The organism is Rickettsiella endosymbiont of Miltochrista miniata (assembly GCF_964031245.1).
In the GTDB taxonomy this organism is placed as follows: Bacteria; Pseudomonadota; Gammaproteobacteria; order Diplorickettsiales; family Diplorickettsiaceae; genus Aquirickettsiella.
In genome coordinates, this window is record NZ_OZ035017.1 from 877,662 (window position 1) to 898,935 (window position 21,274).

Here is a 21,274-nt window from a genome sequence, read left to right on the forward strand (position 1 = left end):
ATTAAAATGCAAAAAAGATGGCAGAAGCGATACCACCAAATAAAGCCCATTTAATCAAATAATAAGTGGGTTTATTCCATTGTTTAATGCGCTTGCCGACGCGGCGAATAAAATAAACATATTTAAAGATGCGATTCACACCACCTGTATCATCGGTTTCATCATTCGGTGCCGCGGCAGCGCTCATTAAATAACGACCCATGAAATAATTAAATTTTTGTGCCCAACGGTATTTTAAGGGTCGTTCAATATCGCAAAATAGGATTAAACGATTTTGACCGCTGATGTTCTCGGCATAATGAATATAGGTTTCGTCAAAAATGACGCCTTCACCATCGCGCCAACTATAGAGTGAGCCATCAACATTAATATAACAGCGATCATCATTCGGTGTCATTAAACCTAAGTGATAGCGTAGGGAGCCAGCGTAGGGGTCACGATGGCGTGGTAAACGGCTTTTATCAGGTAATTCCGCAAACATCGCCGCTTTAACCGAGGGTAGTGTTTTTAATAGCGCAGTGGTTTTCGGGCAGTGAATTGCCGCAGAAGGATGGTGACTGTTATACCATTTCAGATAAAAGCGTTTCCAACCGGTTCTGAAAAAAGAATTAAATCCCGCATCATCATACTTTTCGGAGGCTTTAACGTGTTGTTGAGCTAAAAGATTCATGCCTTCTTCGCGTATCAGTTGCCAATTTTGGCGTAAGATTTCTAATTCAGGAAAATCTTCCAGTTTTAGATAGGGTGTGCTGGGCACAGCCGAAAACAGGTACATAAAGGCATTTAGCGGCGCAAAAAAAGTCGAATGATCGGAAAGCTGGCGCCAAAATGGATAGCGCTCTATTCCGCGTCGGTGGATATAAAAAACACAGGCTGCAAATAAAATAACGATGATATACTTCATTAAAATTTCTTCTCTTAGCGCATGAACGTGAAAATATCGAGCCTTCAAGCCCCGAAATCAATACCTGAATTAAAAAGGAAAATGTTTAGTTTGTACAGCGTATCTTGTTTTTATATTGGGCTAAGGTTAGTATCGGCACAGTTTCTTTTATTTACAATATCTACTAAAAATAACAAGTGAAACACTCTTTTTCTCCAGCAACCCGCGTTGCTATAGCCCTTTTTTGCGTACTGGCTATTAAATTCCTGTTGGCTAGCTTTATTCCTATTACTGCGGATGAAGCCTATTATGCCATATGGGGTGCTTATCTGAGTGGCGGCGGGTATGATCATCCGCCGATGATAGGGTTTGTTTTATACCCGCTGTTGCAATTCGGTCATCATGCCTTGACGCTACGCTTACCGGCTATCTTTACCAGTCTTATAGTGGGTATGGTTACTTATCTCTATCTAAAAAAAGATGACCCAGAGCGCGCGGCTATGGCCAGCATCCTATTAATGATTGCACCGATTAGCCTATTCAATATCATCGTTACTACGGATACACCTTTATTTATATTTTCCTTTTTATCCGTGATGTGCGTGTTACAGGCGTTAAGGAATAATGATGACTGGCGTTGGTTTGCTCTCGGTGGATTGTTTTTGGGTTTGGCTTTTTTCTCAAAATATTTTGCTTGTTTATTAGGCTTAGCGTATGCGGTGTATTTTCTTTTTGTTGCACCGAGTCGCGCGCGCCTCATCGGTTTAGGTTTATTGGCTTTATTTACGCTGCCTTTCGCCTTACAGAATATTTATTGGAATTACCAACATGATTGGTCAAATATTTTATTTAATATTTACAATCGAAACCATGATATGGGTTTTAGTCTTAAGACACTGTTCGGATATGTGCTTATTTTACTGTATCTGATTACACCGCCGCTAGTATTAGCGGTGGCAAAATTTCCTAAGCAGCAATTAAAGCAACAACCTTTATTTTATTTCTTTTTTATACCGCTGTTAATATTTTTCTTGTTGAGTAGTGTTAAACCGATAGGCTTACATTGGCCACTGGCATTTATTTCTTTCATTTATGTTTGGGCTGGGCTGTATTTAAGTACAGATAGCTTAAGAAAATTATTTAAATTTACGTTTTATTGGACGGGTATACAGCTGATATTGATAGTTTGTTTACTACTTATTCCACTCAAGTCGATACAACAACGTAATGTTTTGGCTTTAAACTATAATAAGATCGTGTATTTTTTTCATCATAAGACCATCAATGGCTTACTGAAAGCAAAATATTCGCAACCGCTTATTTATGCAAGTCCTAATTACGCGGATGCTTGTTTATTTTTTTTCGACACGCATCATTATGCTTCGGTATTTTTGAAAGGTTCTTATCACGGTCGTGAAGATGATTTAATTACCAATTTCAAACATTTTAAAAATAAAAACTTTTTAATTTTTTCACGCACGCCTCTGATCTATAACGACTATAAGCCTTATTTTCAGCATTTGACATTGCATACTTTTTACTATGAAAAGGCTGCTTTTTATTATTTGCTCGGTACAAAATTTAATTATCCGGTCTATCGACAAAACATATTGAGGGCGATTAATGATACCTATTGGATCGACCCACCGTATTTACCGCATGCGCCGAGTTTTTTCTATTTAAAATACTTTAAAAACTAAAGGCCCCGTCATGGCGAGGCCGAAACGTTAGTGAGGCCCGTGGCCATCTAGTTGGATTGCCGCGCGCTACGCGCTCGCAATGACGATTAAAATTTTCTGCGCTCGCAATGACGAAATAAATCTTGGTATGCTATGTAAATTTAGACGACTAAGCTTAAAAACTCCGATCGCGTGCGTAAATCTTGTCGGAATAGACCGAGCATCACCGAGGTTTTCATCGAAGCTTTTTGTTTTTCAACACCACGCATCATCATACACAGATGTTTGGCTTCAATAATGATAGCAACGCCTTTGGCATCTAATACTTTCATCAAAGTATCAGCGATTTGACGGGTTAAGTTTTCTTGAATCTGTAAACGTCGTGCATAAAAATTAATAATACGCGATATTTTTGATAAGCCTATGATCTTTCCGTTCGGAATATAGGCGATATGACAGACGCCGATAAAAGGTAATAAGTGATGTTCACATAGCGAATATAATTCGATGTCTTTGACTAAGATCATTTCTTCCATCGCTGAGCGAAATACTGCGCCATTTAAAATGTCATCTAAAGATTCACGCGAACCACTGGTTAAATAACGTAAGGATTTAGCGACGCGTAACGGCGTGTTTTTTAATCCTTCGCGTTCCGTGTCTTCTCCGAGCGCGCTTAGAATTGCTTTAATATGCTTTTCCATCATGTATCTTCTTATTAAGTTTAATTTGGCGAGCTACTTCCAAGCTGGAATGGCTGACCCATGAAATAATTTATCTGCGGCGGCTAAAACCTCAGGGGAGTGTATGGCCTTAATTAAATTAATAAATTTAGGATTATTTTTATCGCTAGCGTTGACCACTAATAGATTAGCATAAATAGAGTTTCGACCTTCACTAAATAACGCATTTTGCTGTGGATAAAGATGCGCCAGAGCCGCATAGTTAGCATTAATCACCGCTAAATCAACATCGGCAAGTACGCGCGGTAACTGCGCGGCATCCAGTTCTTTGATGTCTAATTGTTTAGGATTACTCCGGATATCGGCGGGTGTCATTAATGTGCCTTTGTGTATGTCCAGTGTCACTAAGCCGGCTTGACTCAATAACAACAAAGCTCGTGCCTCATTGCTCGGATCATTGGGAATCGCCACGCTGGCATGCGTTTTTAATTCGTTTAAACGCTGGATTTTTACTGAATAGATAGCCATAGGATAAATAAATTCTTTGGCTATGGCGACCAATGGATAACCGCGGTTATGAATTTCGTCGCTTAAAAAAGTTTGATGTTGAAATAGATTAGCATCAAGACTACCGTCGTTTAATGCTCGGTTAGGTAGTGAGTAGTCGGAGAATTCAATAATTTTTATTTTTAAAGCATAATCTCGTTGCGCCACTTGTTGTGCAACTTGCATGAGCTCTGTTTCTGGCCCGCTGATCGTACCTAAACGAATTTGATGTGGGTTTTCACGCTGATGGCAAGCGCTTATGCATAACATACTGCCGATTAGCAATAAATAAAGAATTTTTTTTAGCATCTTAAATAATTCCGAAACAACGTAGTAAAATTTTTAATTCCCACCTCGTCATTGCGAGGCGCGTACCAAACCCGTCATTGCGAGCGCGTAGCGCGCGGCAATCTAAGCTTAGTGATGGGTTAAGCGTTTTGTCCAATAATCTCCCAAATGTTGTGTGCCTTGGACCAAGGCGATAAGGATCAGGATAGTCATGATCATCACACCGGCATCGAAACGCTGATAACCGTAGCGTATCGCCAAATCACCTAAGCCACCACCCCCGACTGCTCCTGCCATGGCTGAATAGCCTATTAAAGTAATCACGGTCGTGGTTAATGTGCCTACCATACCCGGTAGTGCTTCTGTCAGTAGAATAGCTGGGATTAATTGCCAAGTCGTAGCACCCATGGCGAGTCCGGTCTCAATTAAGCCGGGAGGTAATTGGTTGAGATTATTTTCGACCATCCGTGCAAAAAATGGTACGGTGGCCAATGTTAATGGAACGATAGCAGCGCTGGTACCTATCGAAGTCCCGACTAACAATCGCGTAAAAGGAATAATGGCCAACATTAAAATAATAAATGGAATTGAACGTGCCATATTAACGATTAAAGATAAAGTTTTGTTAAATAACGGCATCGGCAATAAATTGGTTTGCCGTGTACTAAATAACAATACACCCAAAGCTAATCCCAATAGCATAGCCAATAAGCCTGAAACCAACACCATATACAATGTTTCTCCCGTGGCGGTGAGTAATTCAAACAATAGATTCGTCGACATAACCCATAATCTCTACATGAAGTCCTTTATTAATTAAATACTGTATTCCTTGAGGTAAAGGAGCTTGATCACCCATGACTTCGACTACCATGATACCTAAGATTGTTTCTTTGAGACATTCGATATTGGCTTGTAAAATATTCAGATGGATACCCATTTCACGCATAACGTGGGCTATTAAAGGTTCAGCGGCGGCATGTCCCTGAAATATTATTCTGAGTACCGCGTGACTATCTGCTTTTTTTTGCGTGCCGAGTCGTTTTTGTAATCGGGAGGGTAATTCATGCTTTAAAGATAAATTGACAAATTTTTTGGCTAAGCTGGTTTTTGGGTCAGTAAAAAAACTGACGATATCAGCGACTTCAACGATCGACCCTTGATCTAGCAAGGCAACACGGTCACAAATACTTTTTACGACGTCGACTTGATGTGTAATTAATACGATGGTAATCCCTAAGCGCTGATTAATATCTTTTAATAATTGCAGAATAGTTTGTGTGGTGTGTGGATCCAGCGCCGATGTCGCTTCATCACAGAGTAATATTTTGGGTTGACTGGCGAGTGCACGCGCAATTGCGACGCGTTGTTTTTGTCCGCCGCTGAGTTGGGCCGGATAAGCGTGTTGTTTGTCACTCAAACCGGTAAGTTTTAATAAGGGAGTAATCGCGGATTCGATTTCTGATTGGGAATAGTGAGCAAATTTCAATGGTAAAGCAATGTTTTCAACCACGGTTTTTGCCGCTAGCAAATTAAACTGTTGAAATATCATGCCTATTTGTCGTCTGACTAAGCGTAAATCGGCGGCGTTCAGTGAGGTTAACTCTTGTTTATCAACCCAAACTTGTCCTTGGTCAGGTCTTTCCAACAGATTGATACAGCGTACCAGTGTGCTCTTACCGGCACCACTTTGGCCGACAATCCCAAATATTTCTCCTGGGCGAATAGTTAGATTAATATCGCGTAAGGCATAGACAGGCGGGTCTAAGCTATTATAAATTTTTGCGATATTAATAAGTTTTATCATCTTGTCAATGTCGTATTCTGCTAAGAGGAGCTTGGCTTAAGGGTATTATCGGTACTTAGAGAAAGAACGCAAGAAGAAGTTGTCTCATAGTTTTGTTTGAGTGGCTATCTTATTGAGTTCTTCTAGTGAAATCAATGCTATGACGCGGTTTGTGAAACATGTTTTTGACTAAAAACTAAATTATCTATCACTTTTTTTTATAAAAAATAAAGTTTTATATTAATTTTTTAAAACTAGTATAAAAAAAAATAAAAAAAATGTTTGAATGACTTGACACTAATCTTTAATCTACCTAGCATATATCCCAAGAAGATAAATTTTAGTCTAAATTAACTTAGAGATAGTCGATGCATAACCGACAACGATATTATAAAATAAATTACAATCAATTTTTTTATTATTAATTTTCATTTAATGATAGAAAATAGTGTGCATTAAAAAAATAAAATTAAAAATTAATGGATGATTTTATGAGTAATCTAGAACAACAACCCGCCTTAGAAAAACGTTTTGCGTTGCTGATAGAGGATGATCTTTTTTGCCAAAAGGTACAAAGTCATTGTCTTCATGAGTTGGGGTATACAGTAGAAATCGTGACCGATGCCGCAACAGCAATCGATCGTGTAGAGCATAATATTTACCATCTGATTGTGTTAGATTTAGGCTTGCCTGATCAATCGGGTGAATTAGTCATACGCGCGGTACGTGAGTTTGTGGCCAACCAACAAACGCCGCTGATTGTGGCTACAGCCCATGCGGATGGACCTATGCAGCAAAAATGTCTGTATATGGGCGCTGACGTGGTGTTTATTAAGCCGTTCAATAAGCAAACCTTAGCTCGGGCCATTGAATTTTGTCATTCTCGACTAGCAGAATTATCTCGATTAGGTTAGTTTCAACTTTATAAGGTGAGTGGGATAAAGACTAATACATATAGTTTATCCCATAACCAACTAGTATTCAATTTATGATTGAAAAAAACTTTGTGAAACCTCTATTATTTGAGAGTGCGCAAGATACTTTTTAGATATTGATCAAGGAACTTGGGGGCGAGATATGCTAAATGGTTAGCATTTGATATTGTAGTAGTGTGTTAAACACTATTAGGTTATGGGATAAACTATAAATATGAACATTGCTTTTTCAAAGGAGTGGATATGTTAATAGATTTTGCGCCGCAATTCATTAGTTGCTTTACATCATTATTGCAAACACTCGATAGCTGTAACGCACATATTCAAAACGAGCTCAATGAATTACCTCTATGGGTGGATAATGGGGCCGAAGTTTTTGTTAGAAATCGCGATAAAGTCATCTTTGCCTTAGCAAATTTTGGCCCAACGCCAGGTTTATCACCGCAAGAAACCTTTAAATGTCCCGGAGTCGTGGCAAGTACGTCGCAAACCTTAGCACTGATTGATAAGGTTAACCAGGCTAAAACTACTTTTAAAGAACTTGTGCGCGTATGTCAGCAAAGCACGCAGCAAGATATGACTAAATTTGTCCGTGACACCTTGGCACATGCTGGTTATCCTGCAGTTAAACTAAAACAGGTTTTTCGCCATATTGTTTATATAACCTATCATCCCCGACGCATCGCATGGACTAAAGGCAAGCACACCACAAGTAAACAATTGTCCAGACAAGCTTCAGAAAAGCTATTGGATAAAGCAGGGCAGGGCTTACATATTGAAATACAAAAAGCAAAATTAAGTGGTTTATCTCATCAAACCAAACTCATTAAACACCGAGACATTAAACCGGGTTGGGTAGTCAATATCGGTGCATTTAAAGAAAATAATTGCTCGGCGTATGAAGACATACGAACGGCGTTGCCTTTATTTTATTTGCATGATCAACAATTGCCAAATCCTATCGTCTGCTTTGCTAAACCGCGGGTGCAAAATCGTAAGACGCGCATCGATAAACAAATCGAAACGGTTGCTTTTCTACCGTCTATTAGTGTGTACCGATATAAAAAAGAAGGGGTTAATTAATTATAAATTAAATATCTAAGCACTTATTATATTCATTATAATATCTAACCATTGCACTTATTTTTTCAACATGTTTAAATTTATTGACTTCTAGTCAATTGACATGGATTGCCACGCACCTACGGTGCTCGCAATGACGATTAATAAACTATAAAAAAATCTGAAAAAACTTGAGGAAAATATTATGCTTAAAGCAAAGTTAAAAACAGAATTTATTAATAAACAATTTGCCGCCCAAGCCACTAATACTATCTTGCCAACCACAGAAACCTGTCGATCCTCCCTCACACAAATCTCTAAATAACGTATTGAAGAGATAAGTTATTCAAACGCTCATCTCTTTACTCTAGCACCTAAAATTTGTACCTCTGTTAAGCCTTGCTAAGAAAGGTTTAATTTTACCTTAAGCTATGGGGACTACACTTAATAAGTGCCAAGTAATAAATCTTGAGTGATACAAATTTAAATTTATTTTAGTGCAGCGGGGTCTTATGTTAAGAAACAATGATGTCGTATCCATACAAGAAAATTTAACCACCAGAAACTATGACCAACTTCTCAGTAATTTACGTCAAATTGGTCTTCCGATTAAACAAGCTTGGCTAAACTCTCCGTTATCAGATGACGTCGAAAAATATAAATTTACATCAAATCCAGCGTTTAAAGAATTTCTAGTCGCAAAAATTACTCACTCTAATATCCCTGAAACAGTTAATATTGAAGATATTCCACAACATATTAATCAGCTTAAAAATCAATTATCAGTGCTAGCAATTTTTTTAACAGCATGGAAAGAAAATCCAAGATATTTTCATAACACGGAATCTAAATCAGAACCATTAAACAACTTCTCAGAAACCGAAGAAGATCCGAAACCTTCACAAGAACCTGAAACAGAACAATTAACTTTATCAGAATCGGAAAAAAAAATATTACACCAGCTAATTAAATTCAAAGCTGATCTAGATAAAGATGATCGACATGCAATCCATATCGCTCTTCAAACCATAACTTTTATTCTTTGTCAGCAAAGCAACAACTTTATAAAACATCAAGAAAAAAGCTTGGAGATTTATGCTAAAGATCGTGCGTTCACGGATAAAGACATTGAAAATAAAATTCTTGATGTTATAGACAACAAACAAACTCCCCTTAATTTTATTTTCGATCATATTGAGAGTTTAAATAATTTTGAGTCTGATCGATATGGTAAAACCACAAACACCGTGCTTTCTCTAGACCAAAACGAACTATACCACGAAATAGAAAAGATCGGACGCGCTATTTCATCCTTGCTAACACCGAATAAAAAGAAAAAACTACTCAAATATGCCGGTATCTTGCTGGCTTTCATTGCATCCTTAGCGTGTGGCCTCACAACGGGTGGTTTTATTTTTTTAATGGGACCTAGTTTGCTGACATTCAGTATTTTCTTAGTAATATTGACTTTCGTAGTTGGTCTTACCTTTAATCGTAGTTTTATTGGTATCGCTATATCATTAGCCTGTGGCTTAACCATGGGTGGTATTGCTTTTTCACTGGGCCTTTTACTAACCCCTGGTTTGGGCTTGCTACTGAGTGCTATTTACTTAGGAGTATTAGCTGGCTTATATGGTTTTAAAGCTAATTTTGGTTTTTTTTCAAAGAATTTCCCTGATTTTCTGCTTAGCCTAGTAAAAAAAGGGGGGATCAATGAATATATTGATATTCACGGGAGTCGTAAGCAATTCTCTGCAACTTACAAATATCTATTAACACCCTTAATTATATTTGCTTCGCTAACAGTAGGGGCCGGGGCTACGGCGATAACTTATATCACTATATCAAGTTTATTGATCAAGCTTACCACGCTATTACCGATACTCGCCATACTCTGGCCACCCTTGCCGTTGATTATTGCCATTGTTTTAGCGGTAATGGTGGCCATCGTCTTGACGGTCTCACAAATGACAGCTTCTTTAAAGATTTTAAAAAAAGTGGCTGCCTTAAATAAGGGTTTCAAGGAACTTTGCCAATATGCCTATGAGAATTGCATAACCTGGTTCAAGAATTTTTGGAATTTAGACGGGCATGAAAAAGCAGGTGTACTCCTTATGTTGTTGTTACTCCCAGTTGGATTACTCGGTTTAGCTTATTTTCGCTATACCGCAGGTGCTGATTTATCGCCCTTTATTGGACTAATCGGTGCTATCGTTACCGGAGTTGTGGCTTATTTAGCGCAGGTGCCTTTTACATTTTCATCCATTAATAAGTTAAAAAATGCCATCGTAAGACCTTCTTCTGCTGCTGCTAATGATTTTCCTGCTCTTACTGTCAATGCCGCCGCTAATGGCGCATTGGTTTTAGATGGTTCTCCTGTGTCGATTGCGGGAATGATAGCGTGCACACTTAATTCTTATAGCGGAAACATGTCTGAAACGGATATGAATCAGCACAACAGAAACCTGGCAACCGCAGCACTAGCTAAAAAAGTAGCAAGTTTTAATACCCGCACTAAAGCTGACGCATCTGCGTCAACCTATGATTTTGATTTGGATAAAACACAGCAACCACTCAAATTCAGTTTAAATACTAACTCTGGCAGTTATCCGCAGGAACCTAATACTGTCAATCCTCCTAGTCCAACGGGTTCAGAAAATGAGCTGCTCACGAAAAAAACCTCAAATAATGGAAATGGATATGCTCATGGTAGCGCACATTTTTTTCAAACAGCTGCTGCTATACCTACAGCTAAGCCTAATTACGAGAACGGGTTAGTTGCTAATCGTTAATCTGGCATTGTTGACAATACACACTGCTGCGTTGCCCAATGCGTATCAGTTGTAATGTTGTTTGACATCGCAAGCAGGGGAGTCCGGCACGGCCATACGCGTTTAATTGTTGCGTAAAATAACCGGGTTTACCTTCGCTGTTTAAAAAATCTTTTAAGCTACTACCGCCATGTGCAATAGCACAACGTAAAATAACTTTAATTGCACTTACCAAGTGTTTTAAATCGCTTAGTAAAAGAGATTTTGCCGATTTTAATGGATTAATTCCGGCCTTAAACAAAGCTTCAGTGGCATAAATATTGCCCACACCGACGACGATGCGTTGATCCATAATCACCGATTTTATTGGCAACTTTTTATTGGCTAACTGTTGTTTTAAATACATGGTATTAAATTGACGACTAAGAGGTTCGACACCCAAATTTTTCAGCAAGGGGTGTTGTTTCGGATTATCTTCTGTATAGAGTAGCGCACCAAACCGACGCGGGTCGGTAAAGCGGAGTAGGGTGCCATTATTAAAGACTATATCCACATGATCATGCTTATCGGGTGCTACCCATTTGTCCAAGATACGTAGGCGACCAGACATGCCGAGATGGATCAATATATGCCCTCGCGTAGTGCTTAATAGTAGATATTTGCCGCGCCGCATGACATGAGTGATGGCGAAACCTACTAATCGTTGGATATCTTTCGAAGGAATAGGCCAACGTAGATTAGGTCGACGGATCAGAAATGTTTGGATAGTTTGGTTTTGTATTGAGGATAGTATGCCTCGCAACGTAATTTCTACTTCAGGTAATTCAGGCATAGAATGATGGCTAATATTATTTCCGAGAATATTAGCAAGTTTAGCGTTATTAAACTATTTTTTTGATATTTTAGAGAGAAAAGGTTTTATTAAGTGAATTTGGAAATATAAGTTCATATAAATCCCCAAAGGATTGACCTTTATGAGGCCCATCGGCAATTTGTTTTGCTAATACTGTTTTATCTAAGCTAACAATTTTGTCGATTTTTTCACGAAAATTAGGATATTCTTTTAATAATTTTTGGCCCACTTCTTCATCAGCCAATAAATAATATAAAACTCCTTCATGTGTACTTTGATGTACGAATTGCTTGATATGATTCTCCGATAATTCTTCACCGATAAGATCACGTAAGGACTGATTTTCTTTTAAAATTTTCCTGCCCTCGGCATTGGAAAGCAACAAATAACTAACAGAATAGAGCTGCTGCCTGTTGAAAAATGTACTGCTAACAAAGATCTGGTTAATCGTTGTTTTATTAAAGACTTCCAGATCGATTAGCTTCTTGATTATCGTTTCAATTTCTTCAGTCGGTGCCAACGTACATTTCCATAAAAAATAGGCTAATAATTCGGGTGTATTAGTTAATTCATCCACAATTGATTTTTTTTTTATAGTCGAGAATGAAGAATTATCCCTTAATAAACTAAAAAGGGTATCAGGTAAATTTTCTGTTGGCATAGGGCTTTTCCTATATTTTATTTACTATTATTCTTCCTGAGTCTATCCTAACATTCCTAAGTACAAAATTAGCTAATTTAAGGTCTAAATGTTGCAGTCTGGTTTATTTTAGATTCTAAACTAAACTTTTCTAGGCCATGTTTAAACCCGTCTCTATCTAATTTGTTATTATAAATATGAGTTTCAGCTGATTCTAAATAATCACTTATAATTCTAGCATCTTTAGTGGGTAAAATGTTTAATATATCTAATATTTCATAAAAATCTTGAACATCTTTTCTTAGAATCTTATTCAGTGTAAGTAATCGATCAATATTTTTTTCGGATAAGGCCTCGTAATTGAGTATGGTTTCTAAAGAGCGGCATAGTTTAACGACTAAAGTTGAATTTAAAAATAGACTAGACTGAATAATATCAAAAAATTTTTCCAATAAAACTTTATTGTCAAAATTTCCCCTTGTCATAATTCCAAATAAATTGGTTAATTCTTTGGTTAAAGTGGTATCAGATAAACCGATAGATTTAAATATTTCTATTAATGTCTTATTTAAATTTTCTAGGCTTTTATCCTTGCAATAAGCTAATTGAATTTTAGAAAAAAAATAATTTCTAACTGCCGCCCATTTAACCGGTGGCTCCCATAAAGGATTAACTTCAATTCGGTAATCCCCAATTAAATTTAGTTTATTGAGGAAATCAACCAACTGCTCGGTGTTTTCAATCATGAATATCGTGGAAGCAAATCCTTTAATCGGAGGAATTACCACGGTGGCGGGATAGTTAGCCTCTGGGTTACTAAATGGGGAACCTGCATCATCACTGTGATGAATACATTGTAAACCTTCACCCTTATTTAAGATCTTATTTAATCCAGCGATATGTTGTTTCGTTATATTTGCAACATTCCCCATAGTGGGATCTTCTCTATCCAAAAAATCTTCTGGATTTTCCAGGGAACGTCTTATCGCTTTAGGAGACAATCTGCGCTGGCGATTTTCAGGCGTAATATGTGGATTAAGCCGAATATAATCTTGTGAGTAATTTTTCCAAGGACTAAAAACAGCTAATAAATCATAATCCGCGATCAGTGGTCTTTTTAAAACCAGGTCGGCTAAAACATAGAAAGGTTTTTTTTCAGACGTATAGATTTCATATTCTATTCCTGATTCGGCATTTATTTTTTTTGCATAAAATAAGTCAAATTTTACGGGATGTTCATCAGCATATGGGTGAGGGCAATAAATAACTAAGTATTCGCCTTCTTTCTGATTTTGAGGAAAAATAATTTCTTTTTTTAATAACTCTTGAAAACGTTTTTCAGTAATTATTAATTGTATAGCCATTGCATAGCCTTGCTGAATGCACGCTTGAACCTCTTTTTTAGCCTCTTCGATGGTCGCAGCATTTGATTTGCTGAACTCTGGATTAACAGGAATAAAGCCTGCGCATAATCCGCGCGAAGCAGATTTAACTTTAACTTTAAAACTTTTAGTTGGATAATTTCCATCCTCATGAAAATTTTTGGTAAGAGTCTCTACTGGCCGGAAGAGTAAAATCACATCATGGATACGAGCATAACTTGCAACAGCAAGCAAATCTTTTTTAGGAATACCTTGATCTTTGTGCTGAAAAACATTGTTTAATTCGGAAGTATTACTAGAACTTGAAAAAAACATATTTAACTCCTTGTTAAGAAGATTTTTTATTTTCTTCTTATTTAATTTTAGTATAGATTATTATTATTAACACTAAATTAAATATTTTTTAATTGACTAATTTAAAAATAAAATTGAAAGTAATAACAATTAAAGAGGGTTAAGCAATGCCAGAAGAAATTTATTTGACAGAAGATCAATTTGAAATGAATAGAAAACAATGCTGGGAAGTTTATCAATCATTTAATGAAATTCAATGGATAAAAGATAACGTAGTAAATAAAGAACTTGCTTATCCATTAGAAGTCCAAGGAATCAACCATGATGGACAAGCAAAACAAGCGTATCTGCGTCGATTTAATGCTTATATAAAAAAAATAAATGGGCCAAGAGCCTATGCTGCAAAGTACTGGATTTTACCGGCTGTGTTTTTCTGTATGCTTTTTCATGAACTTTTTATTAACGAAGAGGCTAATTTATCGGCGCCTTTTATTATAGCGTTTATGCTTAGTATTTTTACGTTAAAATATCAAACTGTGTTTACTGATATTCCATTCCAATATCGTTATATAGGAAGTTTTTTCTTAAAACCAGAAGAACTTAAATTGTGTGCAGCGAGTGACAGAATGAACAAAGCAAATAAGCAAGCCAGCCATCTCATGGGAACTTTCGGTCCGCTGCTAGGTTTTTTAGATACAGATAAAACTTTATATAAAGCATTAAGAAGCCTTAATATTAACTATTATGAGCATCAAGCAATATTGCGAGGGCTAATGGGTATAAAAAATAAAGTATTTGATTGTGTCTCGATGGCAGCATTGCTAACGTTAAAGCTCATTGAACAAGAGATGCCGATTACCATAGAACGGGTTATAAAAAATGGAAATAATTTTGATGGCCATAGTTATATTATAATTAACCGCGATGCTGAGTCGGTATTAACCAATATTGACACATGGAACGACAACTGTTTAATCATGGATCCTTGGTACGAAGTATTTGTCTCTGCAAAAGAAATAAAGCAAAATAAAGAATTTTTATTAAAATATCCTTTGCTAAACCCATATGACAAAACTGCTGTAATGAGAATTATGGGAAATAGGGCGCCTGAAGCTTATAAAGACTATCTGGCCAGCCTAAACAATTTGCTTAGGCAACATGAGAGTTTGAATTCCAAATTAGACATATAGATAAGATAAGAGGAAAACAAAATGCGCATAAACCCTAATAACGATGTCAAATATTAAGCTCTGCTCTAAGCTCTAAGCGAACGCTGATGCGTAGACGAGCAGTTACCAATTATATTTTTATCGCTAATTTCATTAAAAAATAGATACGTTTTTGATGGTTTGTACCTTTGGTGTTCTCTAGGTTGCATCCTAACATTGTTATCGTTCTCTGAGCATTTTGTCGCTAAAAGCGTATTCTTTTCACACGTGAATTTCTTGCTGTCACACTTATTCATAGAGTTATCACCTTGGATTAAACAACTTAAGAAAGTAAAACAGGAAACACAGAAAATTACAGTGACAGCTAAAGCCAAGACAGCAACCAATGGGGCAAGGGCAGCAAACGCTGCACAACTAGCAGCAATGCTAAGCGCACTAACCAACGGTAGAACCCCAATAGTCTGTATAAGGGGCAAAAAGAAGAAAAGACAGACCACGAACGCATAAGCCATAAATGGCAGGCTACTAAAGAAGGAAGTAAATTCACGCTTTTTCATTTTTATTCTCATCACGATTAGAATTAACTGACATGTGTAATGCAGTACCTAGGGTATTGTCTAAATTGTATATACCATTTGTTACTATAGTTATAGTAACATAAACAATTTAGGGAATAAAATATGTTAGAGAATAATTCGCAAGATGAGGAGCTTTTGCTACGTAAACACGCCGCAAAAGGCGATTTTGAAAAAGTTCAAGAAATTTTAGATGCAAATAGGAATAATGGAAGCTCAAGGTTTAATATAGATAGTCAAAGTTCTAACGGAAATACAGCCTTGCATTGGGCTTGTTTTAAGGCAGTGGAAATATATAAAGGTAATTCTGCAGATTATAGTAAAACTATTCAGTTGTTAATCCAATATGGCGCGGACTATCTTTCTGTAAACAAAATAAGAAAAAAGCCGTGTGATTTATTTAGAGAAGGTGATGGATATTTAAACTCTCTTCATGCAGGCTTAATCAAAGAAGGTTCCTGCTATTTTAGTTTAGTACATTCTATATTAAAAAAAGAATGCCAAAAAATTACTTCACCGTCGGAACTTGAAGGTGAATCAGCGATAGCAACTGGTTTTTATTCAATTATAGATGGATTAAAACTAGTTGAGTTTTTTCCAAAAAAAGAACACGAAGATAGTTTTACAATTCTTAGTTTGGCTTGTGGTATCTCTAATGAGATCCTACCTTTAATCGTGTATTTTCAACATCAAAATAAGAAAATTAATTATATTGGCATAGATAATAACAGCGCTATAATTGAAGACAACAAAGCTAGATATAAAGCGTATGAAAATGTGAGATTCTTTTGTGCAGATGCCTCTAACTCCAGTAAAATGAGCGTAATTATACCGTCGCACTCTATTGATTTTGGGATAATGCGTAATGGAGATTTCACCGAAAGCAACGGTAGACAGCATATATTTTGCCAAATAGTAAATCAGGTATTTCCAAAGCTGATTAAACCTGACTATCCTATATTAATGACATTTCAAACTGAATATGAACTAAATATATGCAATGAAAAAACTCAGCTCAATGATAATTTTAGAAAATTTAGAGACGGTAATTTTTTTGATAATGGTAAAAGGTGTTCTTTCTCTACTCAACGTGGCAATGATAGTATCCTGACTTATCCCGATAGGTATAGTTTTATTTTAAATTTAGATCAAGAGCCGACTAATCAAAATCAATTAAGTCATAGCACGCAAAAGTTACGCATGTAGTGAAAAAAGGTTACTTTCCTTCATTCCCTTAACTTCCGATAATAAAAGTTATCGGAAGTTAAGGCATCTGGCACACGCGTATATTCAGATCATATCAAAGTTATTCCCATGAAAAATGAATGATGGGACCTTCTTGTGTATGATGTAATTTTGGATGTCCATAATCAGGTAATTCTTTTACATGGACCTTCCCAGCCTGCCAGTAAATATACAGCGTAGCGCCCACGTCTTCATACTCACCATTAGCCTTTCTAATATAGATTGCTATTGTTATAGGGGTATTCTCATCATTGCTATCTTTTAGTATGGCAAATACGCGCGGGTCATTGGGATCAACACCAGGCTCTGGCGTAGGATTAGGTTGTATGACGCCGTTCTCGCCCCCCTCAGGAAAACTACTGCTTTTAAGCGTCATTCTGCGGCCTTCATTTAAATTATCTTTAAAAGTAAATGAAACTGCATGCTCTTTTGCTTTTCTGTCGAGAACGATGAACGCACTCAGTCCAGAAACATTTATCTTTGGCGTATCAGCACTAAGTACATGTGAAATACCACCAAAACCACCATGTTGGAATAGAGTCAACTCAGATAAATCACCAACTTTTACCGAGTTTAGTTTGTCATTCAGCGAAAGGTATTCTTTCCAAATATCCACTCTATCGCCAAGCTTGGATAAATAAGCTTTACCGACATAATTTTCATTTATAAAGAAAATTACCTCATCCGGCGCTGGGTTAGTTTTAGTCGTTTCTGTTAATGGCATTCAATATATTCTCCGTAAAAATTAGGTTTGTCCCCCGATTTGGTCATTTTTATCCTATTCAGTTAACTATAATTGATTTTATTAAAAAAACAATTTTTGTGCACTCCATAGAACTGTTGTCGTTGGGGAGAAAAAAAGATACCCGCTCCAGCCACCATAGAATATAAACTTGTAATTATAATCTATTTAGGATAATTTTTACATTTCGTTAAAAAAAATTAATTATTTTTTAAGACAAAAAGGAATTAAATTACCTATGTTTAAACAAAAATGGAATCCCATTGTTTATACCCAATGTTCAGATTTTCAATATCATGCAGCTATTCATTTTTTAACTACATGCGGACTTAATTCAAATGAATCTATCCTTGATATAGGCTGTGGTAACGGAAAAACAACCTATTACCTTGCATCACAGATCACTTCCGGGAAAGTAATGGGAATTGATAAATCTGCAGATATGATTGAATTCGCAAACGAGCATTTCAAGCTAAAAAATTTAGATTTTCGTATCAATGACGTGCTCAGCTTTAAACATGAATCTAAATTTGAAGCTGCAGTAAGCTTTTTTTGCATGCCATGGATTACCGATAAAGCTTTAGCATTTAAAAACATTGCGACAGCTTTGAAGGATGAAGCTAAAATATTTATACTCGCAGCTGTTTATGAAAAAATCCAAGCTGAGCTAATAACCAACTTGACTCAAAAACCACATTGGATTCAATTTTTTGAAAATTATTTATCTCCTTTTATTTATTTAAACGATACAAAATATGATAGTTATGCCAAAGCCGCTGGAATAGAAATTGATTTAATGGAAAAAATAAGTATTCCGCACACTTTTAAAACGAGAGAAGAATTTCATAAATTTTATTTAACTCTTGTTCCTCATATCACTCACCTTAAACAAGAGGATCTGAAAAATGCTTTTGCTGATGAGTTATTAGAAGATTATTTTAAAGCCAAAGGAAATAAAGAATGCAATGTAACTATTGAAGCGATTAAATTTAGCGGTAAAAAATTGGCTGTTTCAGAGAATTTAACGCCTAGCCAACGCTTGGCTTTTTTTAAACCTCCTACCACTAATATGGAAGATGAATGTAATGATGAAAAAATGCGCGCTAAAAGATACATGGGAGCTTGAATTACATAGAGAAACAAGGAAGGCTCTGTTCCTTGTTTCAGCGTTTTATTACTATACGCCCATCTGGTTTGATCTTGAAAATACAGGCTGAGGAGAAAGACTCGACGCCCTATCATTAATACCATAAGGTGTTGGATGAAAAAATCTGCTTTGGATACTGGCTCCCTCAGGGCTAAACGCATTCCTTTGGATTAAAGGCGTTATTTCTGAAGAAGGTCCAGCCGCATAACTATCATCGTCATTTATACTACCATAAGGAAAAGCATCAAGCTCCCTCACTAAGTTTACACTGCCTAGCTTTTGCATGAGTTCGCAAACCGCCTTATATTCCTGGCAAACTTCTTTCAAACTAAAAGATAAAATTAATTCGGGTTCTGTATCGAAATAACTTATCAATGCTTCAATCTTTTCGACGCTATAATCCTGATCATTACCCAATTGATATAACAGCTCAAATATACTAGCTTCATCGACATTTTCCTTGTTTATGGATTCGGCTTCTTTAAGTACTTTGATTTTTAATTTTTTTGCGAGTTGGATAAGCGTTGCACTGAAATTTTTCAGATCGTTTTGGTCCTTAATATTCAAAATACTTTTTAATTGATCTTTATTTGCCCGAGCTAAAGAATCTAACAATAGATTGGGTTCCATTAGTTGGATACTATCTTTCATTTGGTTTAACGCATCAGCAAGCCTAGCCACAGTTTGTGTATCTTCAGCGCCACCATATTGGGCAAATTTGCTCAATACATTACTAAAGAAATCTATCATCGCCGTAAAGCCTAAAAAAGTTAAGCCTGTTTTGGCTAAACCGAGTAAATAAGGATGCAAAAATTCTAATTTATCATTAAAATTATCATTAATTAATTGCGCCCCTGCTGCATAAGAAAAAGCAGATAAATACATCGAAATCATGATTAATAAGACCGATGTTTTTGGATAAAGTTTAAAAGCCATGGGAATTTTAACCGTATCATCTTTCCATGCCGTTAAATAATCATAGCTATTTTGCAAAGCATTACCACCAAAAAACGCCAATAATACACCTAAGCAATAAATAGAAGGCGCTGAAATGGCAGCTCCTGATACCAAACTGCCGGTTGCCTCGTTCATTTCATTAAACGTACCGCCCCAAAAGCCCGCACAAGCCAATATCACCCAGGATGCCCCTGGAATATAAACCACTTTTCTAAAAAAGTTATTTATTCTACCGGATGGGGCAATAGTTCGATCAGGAGACATCTCATGCAAACAATCTAATAATTGAGTTAATAATTGTAAGGGAGACTGAGTTAATTCTTTAATGTCGCGTATGTTGGTGTTTACTTCATTGCTATAGCTACAGCCTGTAAATCTAAAGCCATAAATACTTAAAAGCCTTTGCGCGAGATCTAAATGATTAATCAAGCGTTGCTTGATCATTTGATAATGAAGATTTATTTCCTGCTGTAGTTTTATTTCTTGTTTTTTTTCTTCACTTTGTAGCGCATTAGTTATTTTTTTAAAAAAAAATTCTAAAGGTAAAAAAGGGGCACGATACAACGGATTTTTTAATGCCAATTTGAACGGTAATAAATGCAACAAGGTATTTGTCACACCTACAATAAAGGCTTGCGAAATGATTAATGGCTTGGGTAAACCGGGTATCGGATTAACACACGTAATTATCATAAAAGGAATTGAAGCAATAAACGATCCTGCAAATGTCACTGTATCTTCTGCCATTTTTTGTTTGGCAGTTAAAGGATATTTTAAATAATTTTGTAGTTTTAAAGGAATATATTCCGCCTTTTGCCGGTCGAAAAATGCATTGGTTGCCGATATTAATATCCCCCCTGCTACCAGCATAGTACCTGCCACGTGATTTATCACAAAAAAATCACAGGGTATATCCTTATAGGTCGGATCGGCACAAATTGATTCGGCATACGCATTCGCAGGAACGTAATAGAATATCACTCCAAATATGGCTACGGCGAACAGCCCTGACTGTTTGAATACTTCTCGGGTCAAACCACCGCGCCCTTCCCCGTCCAGGTGATATTTGATAACCGCATTTAATGCGTTCTGTGTGACTACAGATATCTCCTGATTGGGTATAAGATTTCCTATCTGAATACTTTCTTCATTTTCTTTTATATCAATAAGATGAGAATCCTCGTTACTACTAATCGATACGTCGAGTTCAGAATTGTTATCCGCATTGTTAATTGATAATGGCATATCCATCTCCTTTTTTTTAAGATTGTTTTTTATATTTTATTGAGACGTTTTTTTTATTTACCGTATAAAAATGATCTTCAGCTAAAGGCTAAAGTAATAAGTTTTTTGAGAGTGAAATTAATTAGGATTATTAATCTATGAAATAATTTCCCTATATTTATTAATATTATTTAGGTTGAGATTATTTATTTAGGTAATAAATTTTCTTATTTAATATGAATGATTCTATATAATCGTAGCTTATTTAAAATAAATTTAGCATAACTTTTTAATGATTCCAATCTGTTTTTTAAAAATTATAATCCTTTACTTCTAAATTTTATCGTCATAGCGAGCGCGTAGCGTGCGGCATTCTAGACATTCGCAGAATGACTAGAGGAGATTAAATCACAGAA

At 36.3% G+C, this 21,274-nt stretch carries 17 protein-coding genes; 7 read left to right on the forward strand and 10 right to left on the reverse strand.

Going from position 1 to position 21,274, the window contains the following annotated elements; translation table 11 throughout:
* Position 1: 1 nt before the first annotated feature.
* Positions 2-904: a lipid A hydroxylase LpxO gene (gene lpxO / locus AAHH40_RS03985; protein ID WP_342219400.1), complete on the reverse strand. Its 903-nt coding sequence runs from the start codon at positions 902-904 to the stop codon at positions 2-4.
* A 176-nt stretch (positions 905-1,080) separates the two neighbouring features.
* On the opposite strand from lpxO, the gene AAHH40_RS03990 reads away from it, so the two are divergent.
* On the forward strand, positions 1,081-2,583 hold the full coding sequence (locus AAHH40_RS03990; protein ID WP_342219401.1) for an ArnT family glycosyltransferase: 1,503 nt from the start codon (positions 1,081-1,083) through the stop codon (positions 2,581-2,583).
* Between the two features lie 140 nt (positions 2,584-2,723).
* Here AAHH40_RS03990 and folE read toward each other — a convergent pair whose 3' ends face one another.
* The 4 genes from folE to AAHH40_RS04010 all read right to left on the reverse strand — a co-directional run bounded on the left by folE (position 2,724) and on the right by AAHH40_RS04010 (position 5,883).
* Positions 2,724-3,263, reverse strand: a complete 540-nt coding sequence (gene folE / locus AAHH40_RS03995; protein ID WP_342220798.1) for a GTP cyclohydrolase I FolE — start codon at positions 3,261-3,263, stop codon at positions 2,724-2,726.
* 33 nt (positions 3,264-3,296) lie between these two features.
* Complete coding sequence (locus AAHH40_RS04000) at positions 3,297-4,097, reverse strand: MetQ/NlpA family ABC transporter substrate-binding protein (RefSeq protein ID WP_342219402.1); 801 nt, start codon at positions 4,095-4,097, stop codon at positions 3,297-3,299.
* Between the two features lie 108 nt (positions 4,098-4,205).
* Complete coding sequence (locus AAHH40_RS04005; RefSeq protein WP_342219403.1) at positions 4,206-4,859, reverse strand: methionine ABC transporter permease; 654 nt, start codon at positions 4,857-4,859, stop codon at positions 4,206-4,208.
* The gene (locus AAHH40_RS04010; protein ID WP_342219404.1) at positions 4,837-5,883 is read right to left on the reverse strand and encodes a methionine ABC transporter ATP-binding protein; all 1,047 of its coding nucleotides are present in this window, start codon (positions 5,881-5,883) and stop codon (positions 4,837-4,839) included. The genes AAHH40_RS04005 and AAHH40_RS04010 overlap by 23 nt, the downstream gene beginning before the upstream one ends.
* A 470-nt stretch (positions 5,884-6,353) precedes the next feature.
* Between AAHH40_RS04010 and AAHH40_RS04015 the strand changes: the two genes are divergently transcribed.
* From AAHH40_RS04015 to AAHH40_RS04025, 3 genes are all read left to right on the forward strand, one after another.
* Complete coding sequence (locus AAHH40_RS04015; protein ID WP_342219405.1) at positions 6,354-6,776, forward strand: response regulator; 423 nt, start codon at positions 6,354-6,356, stop codon at positions 6,774-6,776.
* A gap of 264 nt (positions 6,777-7,040) precedes the next feature.
* Positions 7,041-7,880: a DNA replication terminus site-binding protein gene (locus AAHH40_RS04020; RefSeq protein WP_342219406.1), complete on the forward strand. Its 840-nt coding sequence runs from the start codon at positions 7,041-7,043 to the stop codon at positions 7,878-7,880.
* Positions 7,881-8,371: 491 nt separating this feature from the next.
* On the forward strand, positions 8,372-10,651 hold the full coding sequence (locus AAHH40_RS04025) for a hypothetical protein (protein ID WP_342219407.1): 2,280 nt from the start codon (positions 8,372-8,374) through the stop codon (positions 10,649-10,651).
* Here AAHH40_RS04025 and mutM read toward each other — a convergent pair.
* From mutM to AAHH40_RS04040, 3 genes are all read right to left on the reverse strand, one after another.
* The gene (gene mutM / locus AAHH40_RS04030; protein WP_342219408.1) at positions 10,641-11,462 is read right to left on the reverse strand and encodes a bifunctional DNA-formamidopyrimidine glycosylase/DNA-(apurinic or apyrimidinic site) lyase; all 822 of its coding nucleotides are present in this window, start codon (positions 11,460-11,462) and stop codon (positions 10,641-10,643) included. The genes AAHH40_RS04025 and mutM overlap by 11 nt on opposite strands.
* Positions 11,463-11,532: 70 nt before the next feature.
* Positions 11,533-12,144 carry a hypothetical protein gene (locus AAHH40_RS04035; protein ID WP_342219409.1) on the reverse strand — a complete coding sequence of 204 codons (612 nt, stop codon included), beginning with the start codon at positions 12,142-12,144 and terminating at the stop codon, positions 11,533-11,535.
* A gap of 77 nt (positions 12,145-12,221) precedes the next feature.
* Entirely contained in the window at positions 12,222-13,820 is a 1,599-nt protein-coding gene (locus AAHH40_RS04040) for an anthrax toxin-like adenylyl cyclase domain-containing protein (protein ID WP_342219410.1), read from the reverse strand.
* A 146-nt stretch (positions 13,821-13,966) separates the two neighbouring features.
* On the opposite strand from AAHH40_RS04040, the gene AAHH40_RS04045 reads away from it, so the two are divergent.
* Together AAHH40_RS04045 and AAHH40_RS04050 are read left to right on the forward strand one after the other, a co-directional pair.
* A complete protein-coding gene (locus AAHH40_RS04045) occupies positions 13,967-14,989 on the forward strand; it encodes a hypothetical protein (protein ID WP_342219411.1) in 1,023 nt (340 codons plus the stop codon).
* Between the two features lie 659 nt (positions 14,990-15,648).
* Positions 15,649-16,749: an ankyrin repeat domain-containing protein gene (locus tag AAHH40_RS04050; protein WP_342219412.1), complete on the forward strand. Its 1,101-nt coding sequence runs from the start codon at positions 15,649-15,651 to the stop codon at positions 16,747-16,749.
* A 100-nt stretch (positions 16,750-16,849) separates the two neighbouring features.
* Here the strand turns inward: AAHH40_RS04050 and AAHH40_RS04055 are convergent, their stop codons facing one another.
* On the reverse strand, positions 16,850-17,512 hold the full coding sequence (locus AAHH40_RS04055; protein WP_342219413.1) for a beta/gamma crystallin domain-containing protein: 663 nt from the start codon (positions 17,510-17,512) through the stop codon (positions 16,850-16,852).
* A gap of 256 nt (positions 17,513-17,768) precedes the next feature.
* Between AAHH40_RS04055 and AAHH40_RS04060 the strand changes: the two genes are divergently transcribed.
* Positions 17,769-18,656, forward strand: a complete 888-nt coding sequence (locus tag AAHH40_RS04060; protein WP_342219414.1) for a class I SAM-dependent methyltransferase — start codon at positions 17,769-17,771, stop codon at positions 18,654-18,656.
* Between the two features lie 51 nt (positions 18,657-18,707).
* Here the strand turns inward: AAHH40_RS04060 and AAHH40_RS04065 are convergent, their stop codons facing one another.
* Positions 18,708-20,879: a hypothetical protein gene (locus AAHH40_RS04065; protein ID WP_342219415.1), complete on the reverse strand. Its 2,172-nt coding sequence runs from the start codon at positions 20,877-20,879 to the stop codon at positions 18,708-18,710.
* Between the last annotated feature and the right edge of the window lie 395 nt (positions 20,880-21,274).

What these genes read in the sequence shown, in the direction of transcription:
- lpxO (WP_342219400.1), bottom strand. Translation starts at nt 904, where the DNA reads ATGAAGTATATCATCGTTATTTTATTTGCAGCCTGTGTTTTTTATATC.
- folE (WP_342220798.1), bottom strand. Translation starts at nt 3,263, where the DNA reads ATGGAAAAGCATATTAAAGCAATTCTAAGCGCGCTCGGAGAAGACACG.
- AAHH40_RS04000 (WP_342219402.1), bottom strand. Translation starts at nt 4,097, where the DNA reads ATGCTAAAAAAAATTCTTTATTTATTGCTAATCGGCAGTATGTTATGC.
- AAHH40_RS04005 (WP_342219403.1), bottom strand. Translation starts at nt 4,859, where the DNA reads ATGTCGACGAATCTATTGTTTGAATTACTCACCGCCACGGGAGAAACA.
- AAHH40_RS04010 (WP_342219404.1), bottom strand. Translation starts at nt 5,883, where the DNA reads ATGATAAAACTTATTAATATCGCAAAAATTTATAATAGCTTAGACCCG.
- AAHH40_RS04015 (WP_342219405.1), top strand. Translation starts at nt 6,354, where the DNA reads ATGAGTAATCTAGAACAACAACCCGCCTTAGAAAAACGTTTTGCGTTG.
- AAHH40_RS04020 (WP_342219406.1), top strand. Translation starts at nt 7,041, where the DNA reads ATGTTAATAGATTTTGCGCCGCAATTCATTAGTTGCTTTACATCATTA.
- AAHH40_RS04025 (WP_342219407.1), top strand. Translation starts at nt 8,372, where the DNA reads ATGTTAAGAAACAATGATGTCGTATCCATACAAGAAAATTTAACCACC.
- mutM (WP_342219408.1), bottom strand. Translation starts at nt 11,462, where the DNA reads ATGCCTGAATTACCTGAAGTAGAAATTACGTTGCGAGGCATACTATCC.
- AAHH40_RS04035 (WP_342219409.1), bottom strand. Translation starts at nt 12,144, where the DNA reads ATGCCAACAGAAAATTTACCTGATACCCTTTTTAGTTTATTAAGGGAT.
- AAHH40_RS04040 (WP_342219410.1), bottom strand. Translation starts at nt 13,820, where the DNA reads ATGTTTTTTTCAAGTTCTAGTAATACTTCCGAATTAAACAATGTTTTT.
- AAHH40_RS04045 (WP_342219411.1), top strand. Translation starts at nt 13,967, where the DNA reads ATGCCAGAAGAAATTTATTTGACAGAAGATCAATTTGAAATGAATAGA.
- AAHH40_RS04050 (WP_342219412.1), top strand. Translation starts at nt 15,649, where the DNA reads ATGTTAGAGAATAATTCGCAAGATGAGGAGCTTTTGCTACGTAAACAC.
- AAHH40_RS04055 (WP_342219413.1), bottom strand. Translation starts at nt 17,512, where the DNA reads ATGCCATTAACAGAAACGACTAAAACTAACCCAGCGCCGGATGAGGTA.
- AAHH40_RS04060 (WP_342219414.1), top strand. Translation starts at nt 17,769, where the DNA reads ATGTTTAAACAAAAATGGAATCCCATTGTTTATACCCAATGTTCAGAT.
- AAHH40_RS04065 (WP_342219415.1), bottom strand. Translation starts at nt 20,879, where the DNA reads ATGCCATTATCAATTAACAATGCGGATAACAATTCTGAACTCGACGTA.